Genomic DNA, 22,145 nt, shown 5'->3' on the forward strand with positions numbered 1-22,145 from the left:
GGCCAAATCGCCGCGCCTATTCGAGCGCAGCGGCTGTTGCATTGTGCCATTCTCTTCGGCATCCTTTTTCGGAACAACTCGCCCGTCATCCACCTTCGTTTGTACGGGTCGTTTTCACGACAAGGCGGTAATCGGGCCCGAAACCATAAGAATTTGGGGGAACCGATGGCAGCAGCGTTCGTCATCATCATCGCCAGCGGCCTGTTGGCCCTGGCGTATGGGTATTACGCGGGCAAGCAAGTCATGGCGGCCTCCGCCGGTTCCGACCGCATGCAGGAGATCGCTGCGGCCGTGCAGGAGGGCGCCCGAGCCTATCTGAATCGCCAGTACACCACCATCGCCATCGCCGGCGTGGTTCTTCTCATCATCCTCGGCGCCTTCCTCGGCCTGCATGTGGCGATCGGCTTCCTGATCGGTTCGGTCCTGTCGGGGGCCGCCGGCTATATCGGGATGAACGTGTCGGTGCGGGCCAACGTGCGCACGGCCCAGGCGGCGACCCATGGCTTGGCCCCGGCGCTGGACATCGCCTTCAAGGCGGGGGCGATCACCGGCATGCTGGTGGTCGGTCTGGGTCTGCTGGGGGTGGGTGTCTATTACGGCATCCTGACGATGATCTACCGCGTGACCGACCCGATCGAGGTCCGCGCCGTGCTGGAGGCCCTGGTCGCCCTCAGCTTCGGCGCCTCGCTGATCTCCATCTTCGCGCGGTTGGGCGGCGGCATCTTCACCAAGGGGGCCGACGTCGGCGCCGATCTGGTGGGCAAGGTCGAGGCCGGCATCCCGGAGGACGATCCCCGCAACCCCGCGGTGATCGCGGACAATGTGGGCGACAACGTCGGCGACTGCGCCGGTATGGCCGCCGACCTCTTCGAAACCTACGCCGTCACCATCGTCGCCACCATGCTGCTGGCGGCGATTTTCTTTTCGGGCGAGGTGATCCGCCTGCTGCTCGTCTACCCGCTGGTCATCGGCGCGGTCTGCATCGCCGCCTCCGTCGCCGGCACCTTCTTCGTGAAGCTGGGCAGCAACAACAACATCATGGCCGCCCTCTACAAGGGCTTGGCCGCCACCGCAGGCATCTCGCTGGTGCTCATCCTGATCGTGACCGCGATCATGTTCGGCTTCACCCGGCCGATTCCCCTGAACGGCGGCGGCTATGTGACCGGCGGCAACCTGTTCGTCTCCTCGCTGGTCGGGCTGGGCGTGACCGGCCTGCTGGTGTGGATCACCGAATATTACACCTCCACCGCCTTCCGCCCGGTGCGCAGCGTCGCCCGCTCGTCGGAGACCGGGCATGGCACCAACGTGATCCAGGGGCTGGCGGTGTCGATGGAGGCGACGGCGCTTCCGGTCCTGGTCATCTGCGTCGGCATCATCATCGCCTACGGGCAGGCCGGCATCTTCGGGATCGGCATCGCCGCGACCACGATGCTCGCGCTGGCCGGCATGGTGGTGGCGCTCGACGCCTACGGCCCGGTGACCGACAACGCCGGCGGCATCGCTGAAATGGCCGACATGCCGAAGGACATCCGCGTCACGACCGACGCTCTGGACGCCGTCGGCAACACCACCAAGGCGGTGACCAAGGGCTACGCCATCGGCTCCGCCGGCCTCGCCGCGCTGGTGCTGTTCGCCGCCTATGTGCAGGATCTGAAACACTATTTCCCGAACGTGGCGGTCGAGTTCCGGCTGGATGATCCCTATGTGGTCGTCGGGCTGCTGATCGGCGGCCTGCTGCCCTACCTGTTCGGGGCGATGGGCATGACCGCGGTCGGGCGCGCCGCCGGTTCGGTGGTGGTGGAGGTGCGCCGCCAGTTCCGCGAGATCAGCGGCATCATGGAGGGCACCGCGAAACCCGACTATGGCCGCGCCGTCGACATGCTGACCCGCGCCGCGATCAAGGAAATGATCATTCCGTCGCTGCTGCCGGTGCTGGCGCCGGTGGTCCTGTACATCGTCATCGCCGCCATCGCCGGTCAGGCCCAGGCCTTCGCCGCTCTGGGCGCCATGCTGCTGGGCACCATCGTGACGGGGATCTTCGTCGCCATCTCGATGACCTCGGGCGGCGGCGCCTGGGATAATGCCAAGAAGTACATCGAGGAGGGGAACCACGGCGGCAAGGGATCCGACGCGCACAAGGCGGCGGTCACCGGCGACACCGTCGGCGACCCGTACAAGGACACCGCCGGCCCGGCGGTCAACCCGATGATCAAGATCACCAACATCGTGGCGATCCTGCTGCTGGCGATCCTCGCCCAGATTGGTTGACAGGGGATCGGCTGATCCCGGATCGGCGCCAAAAGAAAAGCCCCGCGGAAGCGGGGCTTTTCATGTCTCAGCGTGCCGGTTGGCGTCAGCGGCCGGGGCCGCGGTTGCGCGAATCCTTGGCGGAGAAGCGTCCGACGTTGCCGAGCATCTGTTCCAGGAAGCTCATCTCGCGTCCGGCGGTGGGGGTGCTGCGATCGACGATGTCGATCTGCTGACCGTCGGTGGCGTCGAGCTGTTTCATCTCCGTCACCACGCCTCCATCGTCGAAATGGACGACGACGACGCGGCGCTCCATCACGCTCGGCTGGAAGAAGGCGACCTTCTCCGTCTTCTGACCGATGTAGTACCAGACATTCTGGTCGAAGGTTCCCACGGAGGTCGGCGTGCCGAGGATGTCCGCCACATCCTCCCGCCGCGACTGGCCGGCCTTGATCTCGGCGATGCGGTCGGGGTCCGCCATGTTGCCGCGGGTCGCCACGGTGGGCGAGCACGCGGAGACGGCGAGACCCAGAAAGGCGAAGGCGCACAGCGCCGAAGGAATCGATCTCGTCATGGTGCTCAGGCTATGATGGCGCGGGCGGACCGCCGGACCCTTGCGGCAGGCCGGACTCCGCCCGCAATGCCGGGACAATCGCATCGCGCGGTTTGTCCTGTCAACGAAACTCCGAGCGAGAGAGAAACCGTGCTTGACCGCTTGTTCCGGCGCCGGCGTGAAGCCCGCGCCGTCGCCGATTTCTATCTCACCATCGCGGCGCAGGCCCGCCAGCCGGCCTTCTACCGTGACCTTGGCGTTCCCGACACGCTGGACGGGCGTTTCGACATGGTGGTGCTTCACGTCTTCTTGGTGATGCGCCGCCTGAAGGGGCAGGGGGCCGCCGCCGCGGACCGCTCACGCCTTCTCTTCGAAGCGATGATCGACCATTTCGAGAAATCGCTGATGGAGCAGGGGGTGGGCGACAGCGGAGTCGGGCGGCGCATCAAGACCATGGCGCGCGGCATCGCCGGCCGGATCGAGGTCTACGACCGCGCGCTCGCCGCCGAAGACGGTGACGAGGGCGACGCGGCGTTGCAGGTGGCGCTCGACAACAACGTCTATGGCACCGCATCGGAGGTGCCGCCGCAGCGGCTGGCCGTCCTGGCGGCCTATGTCCGGCGTGAAGCCGCCGGGCTGGAGAGGCAACCGCTGGAGTCGCTCATGGCCGGAGAGGTCCGCTTCGGTTTGCCGCCCGGCGCCGGCTGATCGCACCCATCGGGTCTCTCCTTACTATTGGATGCGCCAATTGGACTTGCCTTTCCCGGCGTCCGAATTCATCTGACACTGAGACGAAGGCGTCCGTTCCAGAACGGACGCTGTGACAAGGAACTGCCTGACATGCGCAACACGCCCCCGCTCACCGCCGGCCCCGCGCCGGAATTCTCGCGCATCGTCCGCGCCGACGCCGTCCACCGCGAGGGCGATCTGGTCGAAACCATCGAGGCGACAGAGGCCGAGCGCAAGGCGCTGGCCGAGCGCTTCGAACTGGAGGGAATCGGGCGGCTGACCGCCCGGATCCGCCTGCGCTCCGTGCGCGGCGGCCAGATGGTGCGCGTGGAGGGGGAACTGGAGGCCGACGTGGTGCAGACCTGCGTCATCACGCTGGAGCCGGTGCCCGCCGAGGTTTCCGAGCGCTTCGGCGCGCTGTTTGCGCCGGAGTCGATGGTCCCCGGCGAGGAGGACGAGATCGAGATCGACCCGAACGTCGCCGAGGAGGACATTCCGGAGGCGATGACCAACGGACGCATCGACATCGGCGAACTGACCGCCCAGCATTTGTCCCTGGCGCTCGACCCCTATCCTCATGCAGAAGGCGTGGCGTTCGACGGATACAGCGAAGGCGAAGAGGAGGAGGAGGGCATGGCCCCCGCCGATGATGATGCCGGCGCCGATCCGGAGAAGCCGAACCCGTTCGCCGCGCTGGAACGTCTGAAACGACAGAATTGAGGGCGGAACGGGCTTGCCCTTCGGGGGCAATTGCCGTATTGAATGCCGCTCGCGTCAGGCGGCCCCTCTTCGGGCCGCCTTTTACAATGAAGAGAGTTTACGGCCATGGCTGTTCCGAAGAAGAAGACCTCCAAGTCGCGCCGCAACATGCGTCGCTCGCACCACGCTCTCCCGACCTCGTCCTACGCCGAGTGCTCGAACTGCGGCGAGCTGAAGCGCCCGCACCATGTCTGCGGCTCTTGCGGTCACTACGACCAGCGCGAAGTGGTTCAGAGCGCTCCGGCGGCCTGATGGCGGTTTGGTTGGCCGCCCTACGTCCTAGCCAGGGAGCCTGTCCGCGGTGAGCCAGCGCCTGACCATTGCCCTTGATGCCATGGGCGGTGACAAAGGACCCGACATGGTGATTGCCGGGGCGGATATCGCCCGCGAGCGTCACCCGCAGGTGCATTACCTGCTGTTCGGGGACACCGCCCGCATCGAGCCGCTGCTCGCGCAGCGGCCCGCCTTGAGAGCGGTGGCCGAGGTGCGCCACACCCCGGACGCCGTGGCCGGCGACGCCAAGCCGTCGGTCGCGTTGCGCGCCGGGCGCCAGTCGAGCATGCGTCTCGCCATCGATTCGGTGGCGAGCGGGCAAGCCGCCTGCGTGGTGTCCGCTGGCAACACCGGCGCGCTCATGGCCATGGCGAAGTTCGTGTTGAAGACGATTCCCGGCATCGACCGTCCGGCCATCGCCTCCTTCTTCCCGACCCTGCGCGGGGAGAGCGTCATGCTCGACCTCGGCGCCAACACCGAATGCCAGCCCGAGAATCTCGTGCAGTTCGCCGTGATGGGCGCGGTCTTCGCGCGCACGGCGCTGAACCTGTCCGAGCCGACCATCGGCGTGTTGAACATCGGTTCGGAAGAGGTGAAGGGGAACGAGGTGGTGCGCGCCGCCGCGACCCGTCTGCGCGAGATGCCGCTGCCCGGACGTTTCCACGGATTCGTCGAGGGCAACGACATCGCCACCGGCACGGTGGACGTGATCGTCACCGACGGTTTCACCGGCAACGTCGCCCTGAAGACCGCCGAAGGCACGGCAAAGCTCTTCACGGAGTTCCTGCGCCGGACGTTCCAGTCCTCCTGGACGGCGCGTCTCGGCTACCTGCTGGCCCGCGGGGCCTTCAAGCGGTTGAAGCAGCGCACCGATCCGCGCCGCTACAACGGCGCCATGTTCCTGGGCCTGCGCGGCGTCTGCGTGAAGAGCCACGGGGGCACCGACGCCATCGGGTTCGCCAACGCCATCGGTGTGGCCTACAATCTGGCGGCAAACGGTTTCAACGACCGAATCAAGGAAGAGATGCAGCGTCTTGCCGACGCCAAGCCTCTTCCCGACACGAAGGCGGCGGCGGTCTAACATCATGGTCAAGCGTTCCCGGATTCTCGGCTGCGGTTCCTACCTCCCGGCCAACGTCGTCACGAATCGCGACCTCGAAGCCCGTGTGGACACCTCGGACGAGTGGATCGTCCAGCGTACCGGCATCAGGTCGCGGCACATCGCCGCCGACGGGGAACTGACCTCCGACCTCGCCATTGCCGCGGCGACCCGCGCGCTGGAGCATGCTGGGGTGGACGCCGCCAGCATCGACTGCATCGTGCTGGCGACAACGACTCCAGACAACACCTTCCCCGCAACCGCGACGAAGGTGCAGGCGGCGCTGGGGACCAAGGGCTTCGCGTTGGACATCCAGGCGGTGTGCGCCGGCTTCGTCTACGCCATGTCGATCGCCGACAACTTCATCCGCATCGGGCAGGCCAACCGGGCCCTGGTCATCGGTGCGGAAACCTTCTCCCGCCTGCTCGACTGGAAGGACCGCACCACCTGCGTCCTGTTCGGCGACGGCGCCGGGGCCGTGGTGATGGACGGCTACGACGCCGCCGGGACGTCGGCGGACCGCGGCGTGCTGTCCACCCACCTGCATTCGGACGGCGCCCAGTACGGGCTGCTCTACGTCGATGGCGGCCCGTCCACCACCGGCACGGCCGGTCATGTGCGGATGAACGGCCAGGACGTGTTCCGCCACGCCGTCAGCAAGTTGTCCTCGGTCGTCGAGGAGGCTCTGGCCGCCAACGGTCTGGAGCCGTCGGCGGTGGACTGGCTGGTGCCGCACCAGGCCAACCAGCGGATCATCGACGGCATCGCCCGCAAGCTCAAGCTGCCGACCGACAAGGTCGTGCTGACGGTGGACCGCCACGGCAACACCTCCGCCGCCTCGATCCCGCTGGCGCTGTGCGAAGCGGTGCACGACGGCCGCGTGAAGCGTGGCGACCTGATCCTCATGGAAGCCATCGGTGGTGGCCTGACCTGGGGTGCCGCGATGGTGCGCTGGTAAGCGGCGCACCCGCTTCGCTTCCCCGCACGGGTGCGTTTGCTGCGCCGCTCACAACGACGCGATCCAAGCTTTTGAATTGACCGGGTTCTTTCCCCGGATTACGGTTTTTCCCCTATGGTTTCGGGGGGGAAGCGAACCATGTCACAGAACACCGTCACCCGCGCGCAGCTCAGCGAAGCGGTCTATCAAGAGGTCGGCCTGTCGCGCAACGAATCCGCCGATCTGGTCGAAAGCGTTCTGGAGGAGATCTCCGACGCCCTGGCCCGCGGCGAGATGGTCAAGATCTCGTCCTTCGGCAGTTTCCAGATCCGGCAGAAGGGGCAGCGGGTCGGCCGCAACCCGAAGACCGGCGAAGAGGTTCCGATCCTGCCCAGGCGCGTCCTGGTCTTCCGGGCGAGCCACGTCCTGAAGAACCGCATCAACGAGGTCGTGGAGGCGGAGGAAGCCGAGGCGCAGCGTGTGAAGGCGGTCTCCTGATCCGCCGCACGAACCGGCCGACAACAAGGGTTTCCCGGATATGAAGGCGCGCGGCACCACGAAGTCCGCCACGGCGTTCCGCACGATCAGCGAGGTGTCGTCCGACCTGGACGTGCCGCAGCATGTGCTGCGTTTCTGGGAGGGCAAGTTCCCGCAACTCCGCCCGCTCAAGCGCGGTGGAGGGCGGCGCTACTACCGCCCGGAAGACGTGGACCTGCTGCGGCAGATTCAGAACCTGCTGTATGGCGAAGGCTACACGATCAAGGGTGTCCAGCGCCTACTGAAGGACGGGAAGGTGGACGACGATCCGGACGCCCGGAGGGCGGAGGCGGATGAACCGCTCCCCCTTGAGCCGGTTCGCTTGGAGCCGGTTCGCTTAGAGCCGGCCGCTCCTGAGCCCGCTTCGGATGAGGTGCGCGGGGCTCTGGACGTCGTGGCGGTGAATGCTCCGATCATTGCGCTCGACGGCCTGTCGGACACCATCCGGCAGGCCATCGCGCAGGCCATCGATGAGTTGAGGGAGGCGCGTCTTCTGCTCGCGGTGGGAGAAGAGAAAGAAATTCGAGAAGCGTGAAAAAAAGTGAACTGTAGCGCTTGCGTTGGACCAAGGTCCCGGCTATAGTCCCGCTCCCTTCCGGAACGAAGGGCGGTCCGTCGAACGGAGCGTAGCGCAGCCTGGTAGCGCATCAGACTGGGGGTCTGGGGGTCGCAGGTTCAAATCCTGTCGCTCCGACCAATGTTCCGGAAGATGAAAAGGCCTTGGAGCTGATCGGCTCCAAGGCCTTTTCTTTTGCTTTTCTCCAACGGCCGGTCTGCGGAAACCGCCGGGCCTCTCTGGAGAAGCCGGCGGCGGTTCCGTTGCAAACCGCGTCGGCTCAGGCGGCGCTCTCCGACGCGGCCATGGCCTCGTCGGTGGCGGCGTCCTGCTGATTCATCTTGCGCCGTTGCGCGGCCATGTCGATCAGGGCGGTGCGCAGCGCCGGATGGCGGGCGGTGAACTGGTTGAAGTCGCGCCGTTCCAGCACCTGAAGCTGACAGTAGTCGACCGCGGCGACGTCGGCGTTGCGCCGCTGGCCGCTCAGCAGCGCCATCTCGCCGAACATCGTGCCGGCGCCCAGGCGGATGGTCTGGCCTTCCATGAGCACCTCCACGGCGCCGGAGGAGATGAAGTACATGGCGTTGGCGCGGTCGCCCTTGCGGATGATCCGCTCGCCGGGCACCGCCGACTTGGGCCGGAACAGCATCATCAGCCGCTCCTGCTCGTGGGCGTCCAGCAGCGACAGCACCGGGAATGTCTTGGCCAGCGCCTGGATTTGCAGGTCGTGCTCCTTCTCGCGCTCCTCTGCCTGGTGGCGGGCGTCGGCGAGGCTGCTCTGGAGCTGCTCGAACTGCTCCCAGCCATAGGGCGGTACACCGGCGGCGCGCTTGGCCTGGAGATGCTTGCGCAGGGCCGCGACCCCGGCGAAGACCGCCGGATTCAAGGTGATCGACAACAGCGCCCCGGCCAGCACGAGGTCGCGCCCCTCCTCCGGCAACAGGCCGAGCGACAGCCCCAGCCCGACGAGGATGAAGGAGAATTCGCCGATCTGCGCGAGGCTGGCCGACACCGCCAGACCCATGCCCACCGGGAAGCGCAGCAGGATCACGATGCCGAAGGCGATCAGCGACTTGCCGACCACGATCAGGGCCACCACGGCGATGACCGCCAGCGGGTCGCGCAGCAGGATCGACGGGTCGAACAGCATGCCGACCGACACGAAGAACAGAACGGCGAAGGCGTCCTGCAACGGCATCGAATCGGTGGCTGCCTTGTGGCTGAAGCGCGACTCGTTCAGCACCACGCCGGCGAAGAAGGCGCCCAGCGCGAAGGACACGCCGAACAGAACCGCCGAGCCGTAGGCGACGCCGAGCGCGATGGCGAGAACCGACAGGGTGAACAGCTCGCGCGAGCCGGTGCGCGCCACGTTGGTCAGGATCACCGGGACGACGCGCGGGCCGAGCACGATCGCCAGAACGGAGAAGGCCGCCACCTTGCCCAGCGTCAGGGCCAACGTCAGCCAGATCGGCCCGTCCGACCCGCCGCCATGGTCCCCGGCGACGCCCGGCGCGTGGCCGCCCAGGACCTCCGCCAGGGCCGGCAGCAGAACGAGCGCCAGGACCATCGCGAGGTCCTCGACGATCAGCCAGCCGACCGCCACGCGGCCTTCCGCGGTGTTCAGCATGTCGCGCTCTTCCAGGGCCTTCAACAGCACGACCGTGCTCGCCACCGACAGGCTGAGGCCCAGCACGAGGCCGGCGCCGAGACTCCAGCCCCACAGCCAGGCCAGCCCGACGCCCAACGCGGTGGCGAGGCCGATCTGTCCGACCGCGCCGGGAATGGCGATTTTCCGGACCGCCAGCAGGTCCGAAGGCGAGAAATGAAGACCGACGCCGAACATCAGGAGAATGACGCCGATCTCGGCCAACTGGGCGGCCAAGGCACCGTCGGCAACGAAGCCCGGCGTGAAGGGACCGATGATGATGCCGGCGACCAGATACCCGACGAGGGGAGGCAAGCGAATGCGATCAGCGAGGTATCCGAAGATGAAGGCCAACCCGAATGCGATGGCGATCATGGAAATAAGCGGAACGTCATGGGACATGCGAAAATCCTGGCTGCATCGGCGCGATGCCGCATAGTACGGATTTCGGCGGGCCGTGTGAGCAATGTTGTCGGGATTTTTCCAGTCGTTCGCCCGCATTCGCGGGGACTAAAGTGGGATTGCCGTAAATTCGCCTCAATTGCCCGATGCTTCGGCGTAAGACCCGGAATGCATGCGGTGTGACTTTGCTGGCTTGTCGCGTTCCGGGACTGGATAAGCGGGCCGGGACCGCTATGCTCCGCGGGCGGACGGAGAGGTGAAAAGCATGGCGAGCAAAAGACGCAAGGCATCCAAAAGGGCGGGTCGCGGCCGGTCGGGGGCAGGACGCTCTCTGGCGGGCGAATCGATGGTCCTTGAAGGACGGGTGCCGCGACCGCAGGTCCGGATGTCCCCTGTCGTACGAAGCCGGGGCAATGCGAAACGCTCCGTCTCTCTGGACGGCGATTCAGGGGCCTTTCTCGGGCCGGAGCAGCAGTATCTTCTGCGAAAGCGCCAGGAGGTCGAACGGCGCGAGGCCCGGTTGCGGCGTACCGCCGCCGGGGTGCTAGTCGCGCTCGCCGCCGCGGCAGCGGCCGGGCTGTTCTGGGCGTTCGGCGGGATGTGAACCGCGCCGCGCCCGCTCCCATGCTTTGGTGGAACGGGCGCGGCGCGATGCGTGTCAGGACCCCAGACGGCGGCGCAGGAGCGACAGCGGCTGCGGGTCGTCCAGCGACGGCTGGAAAGCGACGGTGATCTCCGTCAGGGCATGCGCCCAGCTCTCCGGGTTGGTGTTCTCCGGCGCCTCGGCGGAGGTGAAGCCGGTGCGCAGGAGGAAGCGGTACTGGTCGGGGATGACGTGCCCGACCGCCCGGATCTCACCCTGATAACCGAAGCGCTCCCGCAGCTCGCGCGCCGTGGAGAAGCCGCGGCCGTCGCGGAACTTGGGGAACTCGATCGCCACCAGGGCGAAGCGGTCCAGGTCCGGCGCGATGGCCGGGGCCAGAGTCCCGCTCATGACCCGGACGCCGAGCGCCGCGTTGCGCCCGTCGAAGCTCGCGCGCTCCGCCTGCCAGCGCTCGAAGGTGACGATGGCGGGACGGTCGGCGGGAACCGGCTCGCCGTCGGCGACCGCGATCCACTCGTCCTCGACGATGCGGCCGTCCTTAATGAGCGGCATAGACTCTCTCCTTGAACGGGCCGTGGCCGACGCGCTTCAGCGTGTCGATGAAGCGTTCCCCGTCGTGCCGGTTGGACAGATAGACCTCGACGATGGCCTCGATGGCGTCCACCGTCTCGTCGGCGGTCACCGCCGGGCCGAGGATGTCGCCGATCGCCGTGGTCAGGGTCGGGTCGCCGCCAACGGTGATCTGGTAGAATTCCTCGCCCTTCTTGTCGACACCGAGGATGCCGATGGCCCCGACATGGTGGTGGCCGCAGGCGTTGATGCAGCCGCTGATCTTGATGCCCAGCTCGCCGATGGCCTGCTGGCGCGCCGGGTCGGCGAAGCGGGCCGAGATGGCCTGGGCCAGCGGGATCGAGCGGGCGTTGGCCAGCGCGCAGTAGTCGAGGCCGGGGCAGGCGATGATGTCGCCGATCAACCCGGCGTTCGGCGTGCCCAACCCGTTGGCCTCCAACGCCGTCCACAGGGTGAACAGCGCGTCCTGCCGGACATGGGCGAGGACAAGGTTCTGGGCGTGGCTGACGCGGAGTTCGCCGAAGCTGTGCGCGTCGGCCAGATCGGCGACCAACTCCATCTGCTCCGACGTGGCGTCGCCGGGGATGCCGCCGGCGGGCTTCAGCGAGATGGTCGCGGCGGCGTAGCCGGGGACCTTGTGGGCGAGCACGTTGACCGCCACCCAGTGGGCGAAGTCTGGGTTCGCCGCCTTGGCGGCCTGGAAGGACTCCGGCTCGTCGGCCAGCGTCTCGAAGGCCGGGCCGCCGAAGCGGCGGCGGATCTCGTCGACGACCTCCGGGGCGAGGCGGTATTTCGGGCCGCGCAGACGGGCGAACTCCTCCTCGACCTCCTGGGTGAATTTCTCCTGGCCCAGCTCGTGGACGAGGATCTTGATGCGCGCCTTGTAGATGTTGTCGCGCCGGCCATACTGGTTGTAGACGCGCAGGATGGCTTCGAGATAGGCGACGAAGTCCTCCTCCGGCACCCAGTCGCGGACCAGCTTGCCGATGAAGGGAGACCGGCCCAGACCGCCGCCGACGTAGAAGGTGAAGCCGACCTCGCCCCGCTCGTTGCGCTTGGCGAAGACGCCGACGTCATGGACGCGGATGGCCGCGCGGTCGGCGTCCGACCCCATGATGGCGATCTTGAACTTGCGCGGCAGAAAGGTGAATTCGGGGTGCAGGGTCGTCCACTGCCGCAGGATCTCGGCGTAGACGCGCCCGTCCACCACCTCGTCCCGCGCAGCACCCACGAACTGGTCGGTGGTCACGTTGCGCACGCAGTTGCCGCTGGTCTGCAGCGCGTGCATGTCCACCTCGGCCAGCTCGTGCAGAATCGCCGGGGTGTCCTCCAGCTTGATCCAGTTGAACTGGAGATTCTGGCGGGTGGTGAAGTGGCCGTAGCCCTTGTCGTACTTGCGCCCGATCTCGGCCAGCTTGCGGAGCTGCCGGGAGGTCAGGACGCCGTAGGGAACGGCGATGCGCAGCATGTAAGCGTGGAGCTGGAGGTAGAGGCCATTCATCAGCCGCAGGGGCTTGAACTCCTCCTCGGTCAGCTCGCCGGACAGGCGGCGCTCGACCTGGGCGCGGAACTGCTCCACGCGCTCCGCGACGAAGCGGCGGTCGATGTCGTCGTAGCTGTAGACCCCGGCGTTGCGGCCGGGCGCGATGTGGTTCATGGAACTCGCCCTATCAAGAATGTTGGCCGCCTGGTTCAGGCCGCAGCCTGCTTGCCGAGATCGATGCGGACGGTGGGGCCGAGCGCCCGGATGCGCTCCCGCGTCTTGACCGGCACCCGTTGCCCGTCCGCGACGCGCAGGTCGAAGGCGTAGACGTCCACGGCGAACTGCTCGCCCTCGGCCTGGGCCTTGGCGGCGGCCAGAGCGGCGTCGGCGGTGGCGTCCTCGAACAGGGCGGCGTCGTCCAGACGCTCCACCCAGCGGAGATCCGGGCCGGGGGCGAGGAAGATCACCTCGCCGTCGCGCAGGCGGTTGGCGGTGATGGCCTTCAACGCCGCCTCGTTGCTGGACTTATCGTTCAACGCCATGCCTTCAACTCCTAACACGTACGCTCACGCCGACACGGCGATGGGAAACGGATGCTGGCCGGTGGTCTGCTGCCACGCGCCGATCACGGCGCGCAGCCGCACGACCTCGCCGACCACGACGATCGCGGGGCGCTTGGCCTGTAGCCGCACGACGTCCCGCGCGCAATGGGCAAGATTGGTCTCGATGACGCTCTGCGCCTCGGTGCTGGCGCTCGATACGATGGCGACCGGGGTCATCGGCGGCTTGCCGGCGGCTTCGAGCCGCTCGGCGATGGTCCCGATGGTGCCCAGCGCCATGTAGAAGACCAGCGCGCCGGGCATCCGCGCCAGGACGTCCCAGTCCAGATCGGCGGGAAGACCGCCGGTCTTGTCGTGGCCGGTGACGAAGGTCGCCGTGGTGCCGAAGCCGCGGTGGGTCACCGGGATGCCGGCGTAGGCCAGCCCGCCGATCCCCGCGGTGACGCCGGGCACCACGCGGAAGGGGATTTCGGCCTCGGCCAGCGCCAGGCACTCCTCGCCGCCGCGCCCGAAGACGAAGGGGTCGCCGCCCTTCAACCGCAGCACCCGCCGGCCTTCGCGCGCCAGATCCACCAGCCGGGCGTTGATCGCCTCCTGCTTGGGCGAGGGGTGGCCGGCGCGCTTGCCCATGTCCACCAGCAGGGCGTCGGGGTTGGCGGCCTCCAGGATGCCGTCGCCGACCAGCGCGTCGTGGACGATGGCGTCGGCCTCGCCCAGCGCCTTGGCGGCCAGCAGGGTCAGCAGGCCCGGATCGCCGGGACCGGCCCCGGCCAGCCAGACGCTGCCCGGCTCGAAGGCGGGCAGGCGGGACAGGAGAGTCCGGGACAGAAGTGACGATGCGATCATGGCAGCCATCCTTTGGCGGCGATCATGTCCCGGCAGGCGCGCAGCACCTCGGGTCCCTTGGCGCCGGCGGCCCGCAGGCGGTCGCGGAGCGCGGCGACTTCCGCCAGCCGGTCCGCCCAGACGGCGGGGAACAGAGTCTCCAGCCGTTCGCGGAGAAGTTGGGCCAGTGCCGGGCTCCGGCCGCCGGTGGAAACGGTCATCAGAAGGTCGCCGCGCCGTATCACAGACGGCGCGTGGAAATCACAGAGCGGAATCACATCCTCGACGTTGACCAGGATGTTGCGTTCGCGCGCCTGACGGGCCAGCGCCTCCGCAGCGGGGTCGTCGATGCCGACGACGAACAGCACCTGCACGCCCTCCAGATCGGCGGGCGAGGGCAGGGCGCGGCGCAGGGTCGCACTTGAGAGGGCGATCAATTCCGCATCCGGTTCCAGTGAATAGACCGCCGGTGCCGCACCGCCCTCCAGCAACTGAGCAAGACGGCGCTTCGCCAACGGCCCTTGGCCGACCAGCGCGATCCGCACATGCGTCGGGTCGAGAGCGACCGGGATCACCGCCGCCACCCGGAATGCACACCGAAGTTATCGTGAAAAGGCATCATGGGCGCATTTAAGCGCGATGGCGGGGTGCAATCAACAGATTTCACAAACTCGCTTAAACCTATAATACATATAGACAATGTATATGCATTGCAACGCCGTGAAACTGGTGTTAATGTGCAATTCAGAACAAATACTCCACTTAGTGGATAGGCAAACAGGCCATGCTTGATGGACTTGCTCGGGCTGTGAAACGCGACCGCGTGGCCGATCTGACCGAACGTTACGGACGGCTGGACGGGGCGGTGCTTCTGAACGCCCTTCTGCGTGATGAATTCGACGGCCGCGTCACTGTGGTTTCGTCCTTCGGAACGGAATCGGCGGTGCTGCTCGCCTTGGCGGCGGAAGCCGACCCGTCCTTTCCGGTGCTCTTCGTCAACACGGGGAAGCTGTTCGGGGAAACGCTGCGCTACCGCGACAAGCTGATCGCCGCGCTCGGCCTGACCGGCGTGCGGACGATCGGCCCGACCGACGCGGAACTGGCCACGGAGGACCCCGACGGCCTGCTGTTCACCCGCTCGCACGACGCCTGTTGCCATCTGCGCAAGACGGTGCCGCTGGACCGCGCGCTGGAGGGCTTCGACGCCTGGGTGACCGGACGCAAGCGCTTCCAGGCGAGCACGCGGGCCACCCTTCCCCTGTTCGAGGCGGAAGAGGGCACGGGCCGCATCAAGATCAACCCGCTGGCCCACTGGGACCGCGAGCGGATCGAGCAGGAATTCACCCGGCGCAACCTGCCGCGCCACCCGCTTGAAGCCGACGGCTTCCTGTCCATCGGCTGCTTCACCTGCACCGAGCGCGTCGCTCCCGGTGCGGACCCGCGGTCGGGCCGCTGGGCCGGAACCGCCAAGACCGAATGCGGCATACACACCTTCAAGAAGACCGGAACCGCACCATGACCGCCGATCTCGATTACCTTGAGAGCCAGAGCATCTACATCCTCCGCGAGGCCTACAACCGCATCGACAAGCTGGCTCTGCTGTGGTCGATCGGAAAGGACAGCAACGTCCTGCTCTGGCTCTGCCGCAAGGCGTTCTTCGGGCGCGTGCCGTTCCCGGTCGTCCAGCTCGACACCGCGATGGAACTGCAGGAGGTCTATGATTTCCGCGACCGCATCGCCGGGGAGTGGGACCTCGATCTGCGGGTGGAGGCGTGCCCGCCGGAAGCGGACATGGACCAGACCCTGCCGCCGCTGACCCGCGCCGCCGCCCGCAAGACGGAGGGGCTGAAGAACCTCCTGCGCACCGGCAAGTACCAGGGCATCATGGTCGGCATCCGCCGCGACGAGCAGGCGACCCGCGCCAAGGAGCGCGTCTTCTCCCCGCGCTCGCTGGAAGGCGACTGGGACGTGAAGGACCAGCCGGCGGAGTTCTGGGACCATTACAAGACCCGCTTCGACGAAGGCACCCACGTCCGCATCCACCCGCTGCTGCATTGGACCGAGTTGGACATCTGGCGCTATTCCAAGCGCGAGGGGATTCCCATCGTCCCGCTGTACTTCGCCAAGGACGGCAAGCGCTACCGCTCGCTGGGCGAGAAGAACATCACCTTCCCGGTGGACAGCACCGCCGGCACCATCGACGAGATCATCGCCGAACTGGTCGTGACCCGCATTCCGGAGCGCGCCGGCCGCGCCATGGACAACGAGGCCGAGGACAGCTTCGAGCGCCTGCGCAGCTCGGGCTACATGTAAGAAGCGGGGATTGGGACCATGGACATCCGGAACGAACTGAACGGCCAACTCCGCATCGTCATCGTCGGCCATGTCGACCACGGCAAGTCGACGCTGATCGGGCGTCTGCTCAACGACACCGGCAGCCTGCCCGACGGTAAGGTGGAGCAGGTCCACGAGATGAGCCGCAAGCGCGGCATGCCCTTCGAGTGGGCCTTCGTGATGGACGCGCTCCAGGCCGAGCGCGACCAGGGCATCACCATCGACACCACGCAGATCCATTTCAAGACGGAGCAGCGCCCCTACGTCATCATCGACGCGCCGGGCCACACCGAGTTCCTCAAGAACATGGTGACCGGCGCCTCCCAGGCCGACGCCGCGCTGCTGGTGATCGACGCCGCCGAGGGCGCGCTGGAGCAGTCGCGCCGCCACGCCTTCCTGCTGCATCTGCTGGGCGTGCGCCAAGTGGCGGTCGCCGTCAACAAGATGGACCGCGTCGATTTCGACCAGTACCGGTTCGAGGCGGTGTCGCAGGAGATCCGCGCCTATCTGGCGGAACTCGGCCTGCACACCTCCACGGTGATCCCGATCGCGGCGCGCCATGGCGACAACATCGTCAGCCGCTCCGACAAGGCGCCGTGGTACGACGGCCCGACCGTGGTGGAGGCGCTGGACGCCTTCCGCCCGCAGCAGGCGCCGACCGAACTGCCGCTGCGCTTCCCGCTCCAGGACGTCTACAAGCCCGACGACCGCCGCATTCTGGCGGGCCGGATCGAGAGCGGGCGGCTGCGCGTCGGCGACACGCTGCGCTTCTCGCCCACCGGCGCCACCGCCACGGTGGTCAGCATCGAGGGGTGGAACCACAGCCAGCCCATCGTCGCCGCCCAGGCCGGGCAGAGCATCGGCATCACGCTCGACAAGCGTATCTTCGCCGAGCGCGGCCATGTCGCGCACCATGAGGAAGGGGCGCCGCACGTCACCCACCGGCTGGGCGTCCGCGCCTTCTGGCTGACCTCGGAGCCGCTGGCGGTCGGCAAGACCTACACGCTGAAGATCACGACGGGCGAGCACCGCGTGACGGTGGAGAGCATCACCGCCGTCATCGACATCGAGGACCTGTCGAGCACCCCGGCCAAGGCCGTCCACCGCAACGAGGTGGCCGAGGTCGTCCTGCGCTCCCGCTCGCCGATCGCCGTCGACCTCGCGTCGGCGCTGTCGCGGACCGGGCGCGGCGTGCTGATCGACGGCCACGACGTGGTCGGCGGCTGCATCGTCGTCGAGGTGGACGAGGGGCCCGCCGCCTCGGCCAACACGACCGAGGTCTCGCACGCCGTCACGGCGGACGAGCGCAACGCCGCCAACGGCCACAAGGGCGGCGTCCTCTGGCTGACCGGCCTGTCCGGGGCTGGCAAGTCCACGCTGGCCATGGCGCTGGAGCGCGCCCTGTTCGACCGCGGCTGGCAGGTCTTCGTGCTGGACGGCGACAATGTCCGCAACGGGCTGAACGCCGGGCTGGGCTTCTCGGCGGAGGACCGGGCGGAGAACATCCGCCGCGTCGCCGAGACGGCCAAGCTGTTCGCCGACGCGGGCGTTCTGGTCATCGCCTCGCTGATCTCGCCGCTCCAGGCCGACCGGGCGCGGGCGCGGGCCATCGGCGGCGAGCGCTTCCACGAGGTCTATGTGGCCGCCGATCTCGCCACCTGCGAATCGCGCGATCCCAAGGGCCTGTACCGCCGGGCGCGCGCCGGGGAGATCCCGGACTTCACCGGCGTCTCCGCCCCCTACGAGGCGCCGGAATCGGCGGAGCTGACCATCGACACCGGCGCGGTCACCCCGGTGGAGGCGCTGGGCGAACTGCTCGACTATGTGGACGGCGCGTTCGGCCGGAACGCCCTGAAGCGCGACCGGGTGTAACGCGGACGGGCATCACGAGGGGCGTCGGCTTTCCGTTTCCTTCGGGAAGGGGAGGTCGGCGCCTCAATCCTTTGCCGCCTTCAGCAGGTTGATGAGGCTTGCCGCCAGATCACCGGCGTGCTGGGACACGTATCCGGCTTGCGCCTTCGACTGGATCATGAACAGCGGGGACTCGCCGGGTTCCACGCTCGGGTCGAAATAGGCCATGCGCGCTTTCGGAGTCCGGAATTCCGGATGCCAGGCGGCGTTCTCCGCGAAGGCCTTTCCGAAAATGCCATTGTCGATCGCGGCGTTCGCCGCGGCCGCCTTGTCGTCGCCCTTCATCAGGTCGACGAGGCTGGATTTGACCGTCTGCGCCGACAGGTCGGCGAGCTTGTCCAGGCCCTTGTTGTCGAGCCATATTTCAACCTGTCCGCCGCCTTCCTCCTCCGGCATGTAAAGGGTGATCAGAGAGGTCCCCTTCATCCCCGGCCCCGGTTCCTTCTCCGGTTCGGACGCGCTGCGCGCCTCGCGTTCCTCCTTCATCGCCTTGATCGAGGCGGGCATTTCCGGCTCGACGATGCCCGCCTTCGCCGCTGCCTTCTTCATGACGTTTATGATGTCGCCGGTGAGTCCAACCCCCACCCGATCGCCCAGGCCGAGGGTCTTTTTTGTAAAATTGTTCAGATCCTCAAAATACTTATGCATTTTTGCGAAATAGTCGTCTGTCGGGTCGCTGCTCGCCGGCGGGATGCCCGTGATGGCGAACTCCCTTGGTGCTCCCATGGCCGGATTCGCTCCCGAACCGCCGGCCATGAGGCCTTTGGCCTGAGCGGACAAGGTCACCTGATCGCCCGCGGGGCTGGAGCCGTTTTCCGGGATGATGGGTTGAAGCTTCGTCGGGCCGGTTCTGGTCCATTGGGAAAGGGTGGATGCGAAGGGCTGCGCCCTTGTGGAGTCGATGGCCGTCATGTTCCCTCTCCCGCTGTGGCTCATACCGGATAATGGGTTACCGGTTGCTAATCTTTCATAAATGATAATTAGAGGTTGAAGTAATCGTGACGGCAAAGGTCGGTGGCTGGGAGAGCCGCTTTTGCCGGGGTTTTTAACGACCAAAAGAACCAGTTTTCACAGTTAAATTGCTCATTGCATCACGCAAATTTGTGCAATTCACTCTTCCTTCCGATAGGGGATGTGCTAAATAGGCGGGCAATTTCCTGCGAGGATGGATCCCATGACCGCCCTGACCCGACGTTCCGCGATGCTGGCTGTGGCCGCCGTCGCATCCCTGACCGCCGCGTCCCTGACCGCCCTGACGCCCGGCGCGGCCCGCGCCGCCGATCCGGTGAAGCTGGAGGTCGGCTACATCCCCATCCTCGCCGCCGCGCCGCTGTTCATCCTGGAAGGGGAAGGCTGGGCGCGCGAGGCGGGCATCGACCTGAAGCTGACCAAGTTCGAATCCGGCCCGCACGCCATCCAGGCGATGGCCGCCGGGAAGATCGACCTGCTCTATGCCGGCGTCGCCCCGGTCCTGGTCGCCCGTTCGAAGGGTGCGGACGTGTCGGTCATCGCCAACTCGGCGGTCGAGGAGATGGTCGTCGCCAGCCGCGGCGAATTCGCCAAGGCGCTGGGCGGCAAGGCCACCGCGGAGTCCATCGCGAAGTTCGTCGCCGACAGCGGCCGCAAGGTCAAGATCGGCACGCAGCCGCCGGGCTCGGTTCCGGACACCGTGCTGCGACACTGGCTGTTCAAGGTGGTGAAGGCCGACCCGGCCAACGTGGAGATCATCTCCATGGGCATCGAGAAGACCCAGCAGGCCCTGCTCGCCGGTGCCCTCGACGCCGCGACGATCCGTGAGCCGACGGTGACCGTGACCCAGAAGGTCGATCCGAACGTCGGTCTGCTCGCCACCGGCGCGGAGATGTTCCCGAACCAGCCCGGCACCGTCATCGCGGTCCGCGGCCCGGTCGCCAAGGAGCATGGCGAGGCGCTGACCCGCCTGCTCAAGGCGCACATCCGCGCCGTGGATCAGATCGCCGAGGACCCGGCCCGTTCCGCCAAGGTCGCCAACGAGTATCTCGGCAAGGGCCTGATGGAACCGGCCACGCTGGAGGCCGCCTTCCGCTCGCCGGGGTCCAAGTTCGTCGCCGACCCGCACGGCGTCGTCCCGGCGGTCGAGCAGATGATGGCCTACGCCAAGGAGATCGGCTCCGCCGAGGGCACGATCCCGGTGGCGGAGGCGTTCGACTTCCGCTTCTACGACGCGGCCGCCGCGAAGTAAGCGTGATGCGTCAACCGCTGAAGCTTCACAGCTCCATCGCCCTGTCGGCGCTCGGCGTCGGCGCTTTCCTGCTTGCCTGGGAAGCGCTGGCGCGCAGCGGCGTCGTGCCCGCCGGGCTGTTGCCGTCGCCCAGCGCGGTGCCCGGTGCCTTCCTGGCGGAGTTCCGCTCCGGCACTTGGCAGGCGATGGTCTTCGCCAGCCTGTCGCACTACCTGTCAGGGCTGGCGCTCGGCACCGTCCTCGGCATCACCTTCGGCACGGCGGCGGCGACCTGGGGCGTCTGGGACGCCTTCCAGGCCTGGGTGGTGCGCATGCTGCGCCCCATCCCGTCCATCGCCTGGATTCCCTTCGCCATCATCTGGTTCGGCGTCAGCAAGTCGGCGGCGACCTTCCTGATCGCGCTGACGGTCTTCTGGATCAACTACTACGCCACCTACAGCGCGGTGCGCGGGGTGGACAAGGACCTGATCGAACTCGGCCACGCCTTCGGGCAGGGCGGGCTGATCCCGCGCCTGTTCAAGATCGTCCTGCCCGGCGCGCTGCCGGGCATCCTGTCCGGCGTGCGCGCCGGGCTGGGGCAGGGATGGATGACCGTGGTGGCGGCGGAACTGTTCGGCATCTCCGGCCTGGGCGCCCGCATGTCCGACGCCTCCGGCCTGCTCGCCACGCACATCGTCGTGCTCTACATGGTCACCATCGCGGCGCTCTACGGCGTCTGCGACTTCCTGTTCATGCAGGTTCAGCAGCGGGTGCTCGCATGGCAAAAGTAAACGGCTCCGCTGTGATCGATTTGAAGGGCGTCGCCATCGGCTACGGCGCCGAGGCTCCGCCGGTGCTGGTCGACGTCGACCTGTCCATCGAGCGCGGCAGCTTCGTCGCCATCGTCGGGCCGTCGGGTGTCGGCAAGTCGACGCTTCTGCGCGTCGTCGCCGGGCTGCACACGGCGCGTGCCGGTGCCGTCACCATCCACGAGACGAAGAAGCCGGGCCACCGCCCGGTCAGCCTCGTCTTCCAGGACGCCCGCCTGCTGCCCTGGCGGCGGGTCGCCAAGAACGTCCGCTTCGGGCTGGAGGGTCTGCCGATCTCCACCGCCGAGCGGGAGGAGCGGGTGGCCGCCGCGCTGCGCCTCGTCCGGCTGGACGATTACGGGCGACGCTGGCCCTACGAGCTGTCGGGCGGCCAGCGCCAGCGCGTCGGCATCGCCCGCGCCTTGGCCGTCGATCCCGACATTTTGCTGATGGACGAGCCGTTCGGCGCGCTCGACGCCATCACGCGGCACAGCCTTCAGGACGAACTGCTGCGCATCCACCGCGAGACGGGCAAAACCGTGCTGTTCGTCACGCACGATTTGGAAGAAGCGGTGCATCTCGCCGACCGCATCATCGTTCTGGGCGGCAGCCCGGCGCGCATCGTCCAGGACGTGCGCAACGAGCCGGGCCGCGACAGCGGCGGCTTCCGCGAGCAGGTCGAGCAGTTGCGCTCGGGAATCGCGGACAATTACAGCATTTGACAGTGTCGAACCGGGCCCCCACCCAACCCTCCCCTTGCGAAGCGGGGGGAGGTCGGGAGGGGGGCCCGACGCGACCACTCAACCCTACGGCGCCACCCGCCGCACGTCCCGCGCCGTCAAATGGACGTTCGCATCCGGGTCCAGCTTGCGGTCCATGATGCGGGCCTCCACCGCCTTGTCGAAGACCGGGCGGTTCAGGCAGACATATTGCAGCGCCTCATCTGGCTTCGGCAGATGGCCGGCGAGGGTTTGCAAGGCGCGGCGCGGGACGAAGACCCGCCCGTGATACTCCCCGACTTCCACCGCGAACTCCACGGCGTCGGCCTCCTCGTTCCAGGACGGGTCGTCGGGGAACACGAACAGCGGCATCACACCCTCACGCAGAACACA

At 67.4% G+C, this 22,145-nt stretch carries 23 protein-coding genes and 1 tRNA gene; 15 read left to right on the forward strand and 9 right to left on the reverse strand.

The features are described 5' to 3' along the window. The first annotated feature begins 165 nt into the window (after positions 1-165). Positions 166-2,268 (forward strand): sodium-translocating pyrophosphatase, encoded by a 2,103-nt coding sequence (locus DS837_RS04105; RefSeq protein WP_149163531.1) that lies wholly within the window; start codon positions 166-168, stop codon positions 2,266-2,268. Between the two features lie 85 nt (positions 2,269-2,353). Here the strand turns inward: DS837_RS04105 and DS837_RS04110 are convergent, their stop codons facing one another. Then, positions 2,354-2,821: an outer membrane protein assembly factor BamE gene (locus DS837_RS04110; protein WP_149163532.1), complete on the reverse strand. Its 468-nt coding sequence runs from the start codon at positions 2,819-2,821 to the stop codon at positions 2,354-2,356. A 129-nt stretch (positions 2,822-2,950) separates the two neighbouring features. Between DS837_RS04110 and DS837_RS04115 the strand changes: the two genes are divergently transcribed. The 8 genes from DS837_RS04115 (at position 2,951) to DS837_RS04150 (ending at position 7,831) form a co-directional block, all read left to right on the forward strand. Beyond that, positions 2,951-3,508, forward strand: a complete 558-nt coding sequence (locus DS837_RS04115) for a ubiquinol-cytochrome C chaperone family protein (protein ID WP_149163533.1) — start codon at positions 2,951-2,953, stop codon at positions 3,506-3,508. 132 nt (positions 3,509-3,640) lie between these two features. Continuing rightward, positions 3,641-4,249 (forward strand): YceD family protein, encoded by a 609-nt coding sequence (locus tag DS837_RS04120; protein WP_149163534.1) that lies wholly within the window; start codon positions 3,641-3,643, stop codon positions 4,247-4,249. A 105-nt stretch (positions 4,250-4,354) separates the two neighbouring features. Continuing rightward, positions 4,355-4,540, forward strand: coding sequence for a 50S ribosomal protein L32 (rpmF, locus tag DS837_RS04125; protein ID WP_014240744.1), 186 nt, complete (start codon positions 4,355-4,357; stop codon positions 4,538-4,540). A gap of 49 nt (positions 4,541-4,589) precedes the next feature. Further along, entirely contained in the window at positions 4,590-5,642 is a 1,053-nt protein-coding gene (gene plsX / locus DS837_RS04130; protein ID WP_149163535.1) for a phosphate acyltransferase PlsX, read from the forward strand. Positions 5,643-5,646: 4 nt separating this feature from the next. Further along, positions 5,647-6,618, forward strand: a complete 972-nt coding sequence (locus DS837_RS04135) for a beta-ketoacyl-ACP synthase III (RefSeq protein WP_149163536.1) — start codon at positions 5,647-5,649, stop codon at positions 6,616-6,618. 138 nt (positions 6,619-6,756) lie between these two features. After that, positions 6,757-7,095, forward strand: coding sequence for an integration host factor subunit alpha (locus DS837_RS04140; protein WP_014240747.1), 339 nt, complete (start codon positions 6,757-6,759; stop codon positions 7,093-7,095). Between the two features lie 40 nt (positions 7,096-7,135). Next, complete coding sequence (locus DS837_RS04145; protein WP_149163537.1) at positions 7,136-7,669, forward strand: MerR family transcriptional regulator; 534 nt, start codon at positions 7,136-7,138, stop codon at positions 7,667-7,669. An 85-nt stretch (positions 7,670-7,754) separates the two neighbouring features. Continuing rightward, positions 7,755-7,831: transfer RNA gene (locus tag DS837_RS04150), tRNA-Pro, on the forward strand. Positions 7,832-7,970: 139 nt separating this feature from the next. Here the strand turns inward: DS837_RS04150 and DS837_RS04155 are convergent. The 6 genes from DS837_RS04155 to DS837_RS04185 all read right to left on the reverse strand — a co-directional run bounded on the left by DS837_RS04155 (position 7,971) and on the right by DS837_RS04185 (position 14,354). Beyond that, positions 7,971-9,737, reverse strand: coding sequence for a cation:proton antiporter domain-containing protein (locus DS837_RS04155; RefSeq protein ID WP_149163538.1), 1,767 nt, complete (start codon positions 9,735-9,737; stop codon positions 7,971-7,973). A 658-nt stretch (positions 9,738-10,395) separates the two neighbouring features. Beyond that, on the reverse strand, positions 10,396-10,893 hold the full coding sequence (locus DS837_RS04165; RefSeq protein WP_149163540.1) for a DUF934 domain-containing protein: 498 nt from the start codon (positions 10,891-10,893) through the stop codon (positions 10,396-10,398). Further along, positions 10,880-12,568: a nitrite/sulfite reductase gene (locus DS837_RS04170; protein ID WP_149163541.1), complete on the reverse strand. Its 1,689-nt coding sequence runs from the start codon at positions 12,566-12,568 to the stop codon at positions 10,880-10,882. The genes DS837_RS04165 and DS837_RS04170 overlap by 14 nt, the downstream gene beginning before the upstream one ends. Positions 12,569-12,603: 35 nt before the next feature. Beyond that, positions 12,604-12,936 carry a DUF2849 domain-containing protein gene (locus tag DS837_RS04175; protein WP_149163542.1) on the reverse strand — a complete coding sequence of 111 codons (333 nt, stop codon included), beginning with the start codon at positions 12,934-12,936 and terminating at the stop codon, positions 12,604-12,606. Positions 12,937-12,960: 24 nt separating this feature from the next. Beyond that, the gene (gene cobA, locus DS837_RS04180; RefSeq protein WP_149163543.1) at positions 12,961-13,800 is read right to left on the reverse strand and encodes a uroporphyrinogen-III C-methyltransferase; all 840 of its coding nucleotides are present in this window, start codon (positions 13,798-13,800) and stop codon (positions 12,961-12,963) included. After that, positions 13,797-14,354 (reverse strand): precorrin-2 dehydrogenase/sirohydrochlorin ferrochelatase family protein, encoded by a 558-nt coding sequence (locus DS837_RS04185; protein WP_149163544.1) that lies wholly within the window; start codon positions 14,352-14,354, stop codon positions 13,797-13,799. Before DS837_RS04185 ends, cobA begins: the two co-directional genes overlap by 4 nt. A 233-nt stretch (positions 14,355-14,587) precedes the next feature. Between DS837_RS04185 and DS837_RS04190 the strand changes: the two genes are divergently transcribed. Genes DS837_RS04190 through cysC form a run of 3 tightly spaced genes read left to right on the forward strand, consistent with a single transcriptional unit; the run spans position 14,588 to position 17,985 of the window. Next, complete coding sequence (locus DS837_RS04190) at positions 14,588-15,298, forward strand: phosphoadenylyl-sulfate reductase (RefSeq protein WP_425599233.1); 711 nt, start codon at positions 14,588-14,590, stop codon at positions 15,296-15,298. Further along, positions 15,295-16,092 carry a sulfate adenylyltransferase subunit CysD gene (gene cysD / locus DS837_RS04195; RefSeq protein ID WP_035674621.1) on the forward strand — a complete coding sequence of 266 codons (798 nt, stop codon included), beginning with the start codon at positions 15,295-15,297 and terminating at the stop codon, positions 16,090-16,092. Before DS837_RS04190 ends, cysD begins: the two co-directional genes overlap by 4 nt. An 18-nt stretch (positions 16,093-16,110) precedes the next feature. Next, a complete protein-coding gene (gene cysC, locus DS837_RS04200; RefSeq protein WP_149163546.1) occupies positions 16,111-17,985 on the forward strand; it encodes an adenylyl-sulfate kinase in 1,875 nt (624 codons plus the stop codon). Positions 17,986-18,048: 63 nt separating this feature from the next. Here cysC and DS837_RS04205 read toward each other — a convergent pair whose 3' ends face one another. Beyond that, on the reverse strand, positions 18,049-18,936 hold the full coding sequence (locus tag DS837_RS04205) for a hypothetical protein (RefSeq protein WP_149163547.1): 888 nt from the start codon (positions 18,934-18,936) through the stop codon (positions 18,049-18,051). 262 nt (positions 18,937-19,198) lie between these two features. On the opposite strand from DS837_RS04205, the gene DS837_RS04210 reads away from it, so the two are divergent. The 3 genes from DS837_RS04210 to DS837_RS04220 are packed head-to-tail and all read left to right on the forward strand — an operon-like array spanning position 19,199 to position 21,755. Next, positions 19,199-20,245: an ABC transporter substrate-binding protein gene (locus DS837_RS04210; RefSeq protein WP_149163548.1), complete on the forward strand. Its 1,047-nt coding sequence runs from the start codon at positions 19,199-19,201 to the stop codon at positions 20,243-20,245. Between the two features lie 5 nt (positions 20,246-20,250). Continuing rightward, complete coding sequence (locus DS837_RS04215; RefSeq protein WP_186452926.1) at positions 20,251-21,015, forward strand: ABC transporter permease; 765 nt, start codon at positions 20,251-20,253, stop codon at positions 21,013-21,015. Continuing rightward, positions 21,003-21,755, forward strand: a complete 753-nt coding sequence (locus tag DS837_RS04220; protein WP_038527654.1) for an ABC transporter ATP-binding protein — start codon at positions 21,003-21,005, stop codon at positions 21,753-21,755. Before DS837_RS04215 ends, DS837_RS04220 begins: the two co-directional genes overlap by 13 nt. A gap of 84 nt (positions 21,756-21,839) precedes the next feature. Here the strand turns inward: DS837_RS04220 and DS837_RS04225 are convergent, their stop codons facing one another. Next, positions 21,840-22,124 carry a DUF1488 family protein gene (locus tag DS837_RS04225; RefSeq protein WP_038527656.1) on the reverse strand — a complete coding sequence of 95 codons (285 nt, stop codon included), beginning with the start codon at positions 22,122-22,124 and terminating at the stop codon, positions 21,840-21,842. Between the last annotated feature and the right edge of the window lie 21 nt (positions 22,125-22,145).

Source organism: Azospirillum brasilense (assembly GCF_008365405.1).
GTDB classification, from domain to species: Bacteria; Pseudomonadota; Alphaproteobacteria; order Azospirillales; family Azospirillaceae; genus Azospirillum; species Azospirillum brasilense_D.

Bases quoted from the DNA above. Each gene is read 5' to 3' on its own strand.
- DS837_RS04105 (WP_149163531.1), top strand. From the start codon at position 166: ATGGCAGCAGCGTTCGTCATCATCATCGCCAGCGGCCTGTTGGCCCTG.
- DS837_RS04110 (WP_149163532.1), bottom strand. From the start codon at position 2,821: ATGACGAGATCGATTCCTTCGGCGCTGTGCGCCTTCGCCTTTCTGGGT.
- DS837_RS04120 (WP_149163534.1), top strand. From the start codon at position 3,641: ATGCGCAACACGCCCCCGCTCACCGCCGGCCCCGCGCCGGAATTCTCG.
- rpmF (WP_014240744.1), top strand. From the start codon at position 4,355: ATGGCTGTTCCGAAGAAGAAGACCTCCAAGTCGCGCCGCAACATGCGT.
- DS837_RS04135 (WP_149163536.1), top strand. From the start codon at position 5,647: ATGGTCAAGCGTTCCCGGATTCTCGGCTGCGGTTCCTACCTCCCGGCC.
- DS837_RS04140 (WP_014240747.1), top strand. From the start codon at position 6,757: ATGTCACAGAACACCGTCACCCGCGCGCAGCTCAGCGAAGCGGTCTAT.
- DS837_RS04145 (WP_149163537.1), top strand. From the start codon at position 7,136: ATGAAGGCGCGCGGCACCACGAAGTCCGCCACGGCGTTCCGCACGATC.
- DS837_RS04155 (WP_149163538.1), bottom strand. From the start codon at position 9,737: ATGTCCCATGACGTTCCGCTTATTTCCATGATCGCCATCGCATTCGGG.
- DS837_RS04165 (WP_149163540.1), bottom strand. From the start codon at position 10,893: ATGCCGCTCATTAAGGACGGCCGCATCGTCGAGGACGAGTGGATCGCG.
- DS837_RS04170 (WP_149163541.1), bottom strand. From the start codon at position 12,568: ATGAACCACATCGCGCCCGGCCGCAACGCCGGGGTCTACAGCTACGAC.
- DS837_RS04175 (WP_149163542.1), bottom strand. From the start codon at position 12,936: ATGGCGTTGAACGATAAGTCCAGCAACGAGGCGGCGTTGAAGGCCATC.
- cobA (WP_149163543.1), bottom strand. From the start codon at position 13,800: ATGATCGCATCGTCACTTCTGTCCCGGACTCTCCTGTCCCGCCTGCCC.
- cysD (WP_035674621.1), top strand. From the start codon at position 15,295: ATGACCGCCGATCTCGATTACCTTGAGAGCCAGAGCATCTACATCCTC.
- cysC (WP_149163546.1), top strand. From the start codon at position 16,111: ATGGACATCCGGAACGAACTGAACGGCCAACTCCGCATCGTCATCGTC.
- DS837_RS04205 (WP_149163547.1), bottom strand. From the start codon at position 18,936: ATGACGGCCATCGACTCCACAAGGGCGCAGCCCTTCGCATCCACCCTT.
- DS837_RS04210 (WP_149163548.1), top strand. From the start codon at position 19,199: ATGACCGCCCTGACCCGACGTTCCGCGATGCTGGCTGTGGCCGCCGTC.
- DS837_RS04215 (WP_186452926.1), top strand. From the start codon at position 20,251: ATGCGTCAACCGCTGAAGCTTCACAGCTCCATCGCCCTGTCGGCGCTC.
- DS837_RS04220 (WP_038527654.1), top strand. From the start codon at position 21,003: ATGGCAAAAGTAAACGGCTCCGCTGTGATCGATTTGAAGGGCGTCGCC.
- DS837_RS04225 (WP_038527656.1), bottom strand. From the start codon at position 22,124: ATGCCGCTGTTCGTGTTCCCCGACGACCCGTCCTGGAACGAGGAGGCC.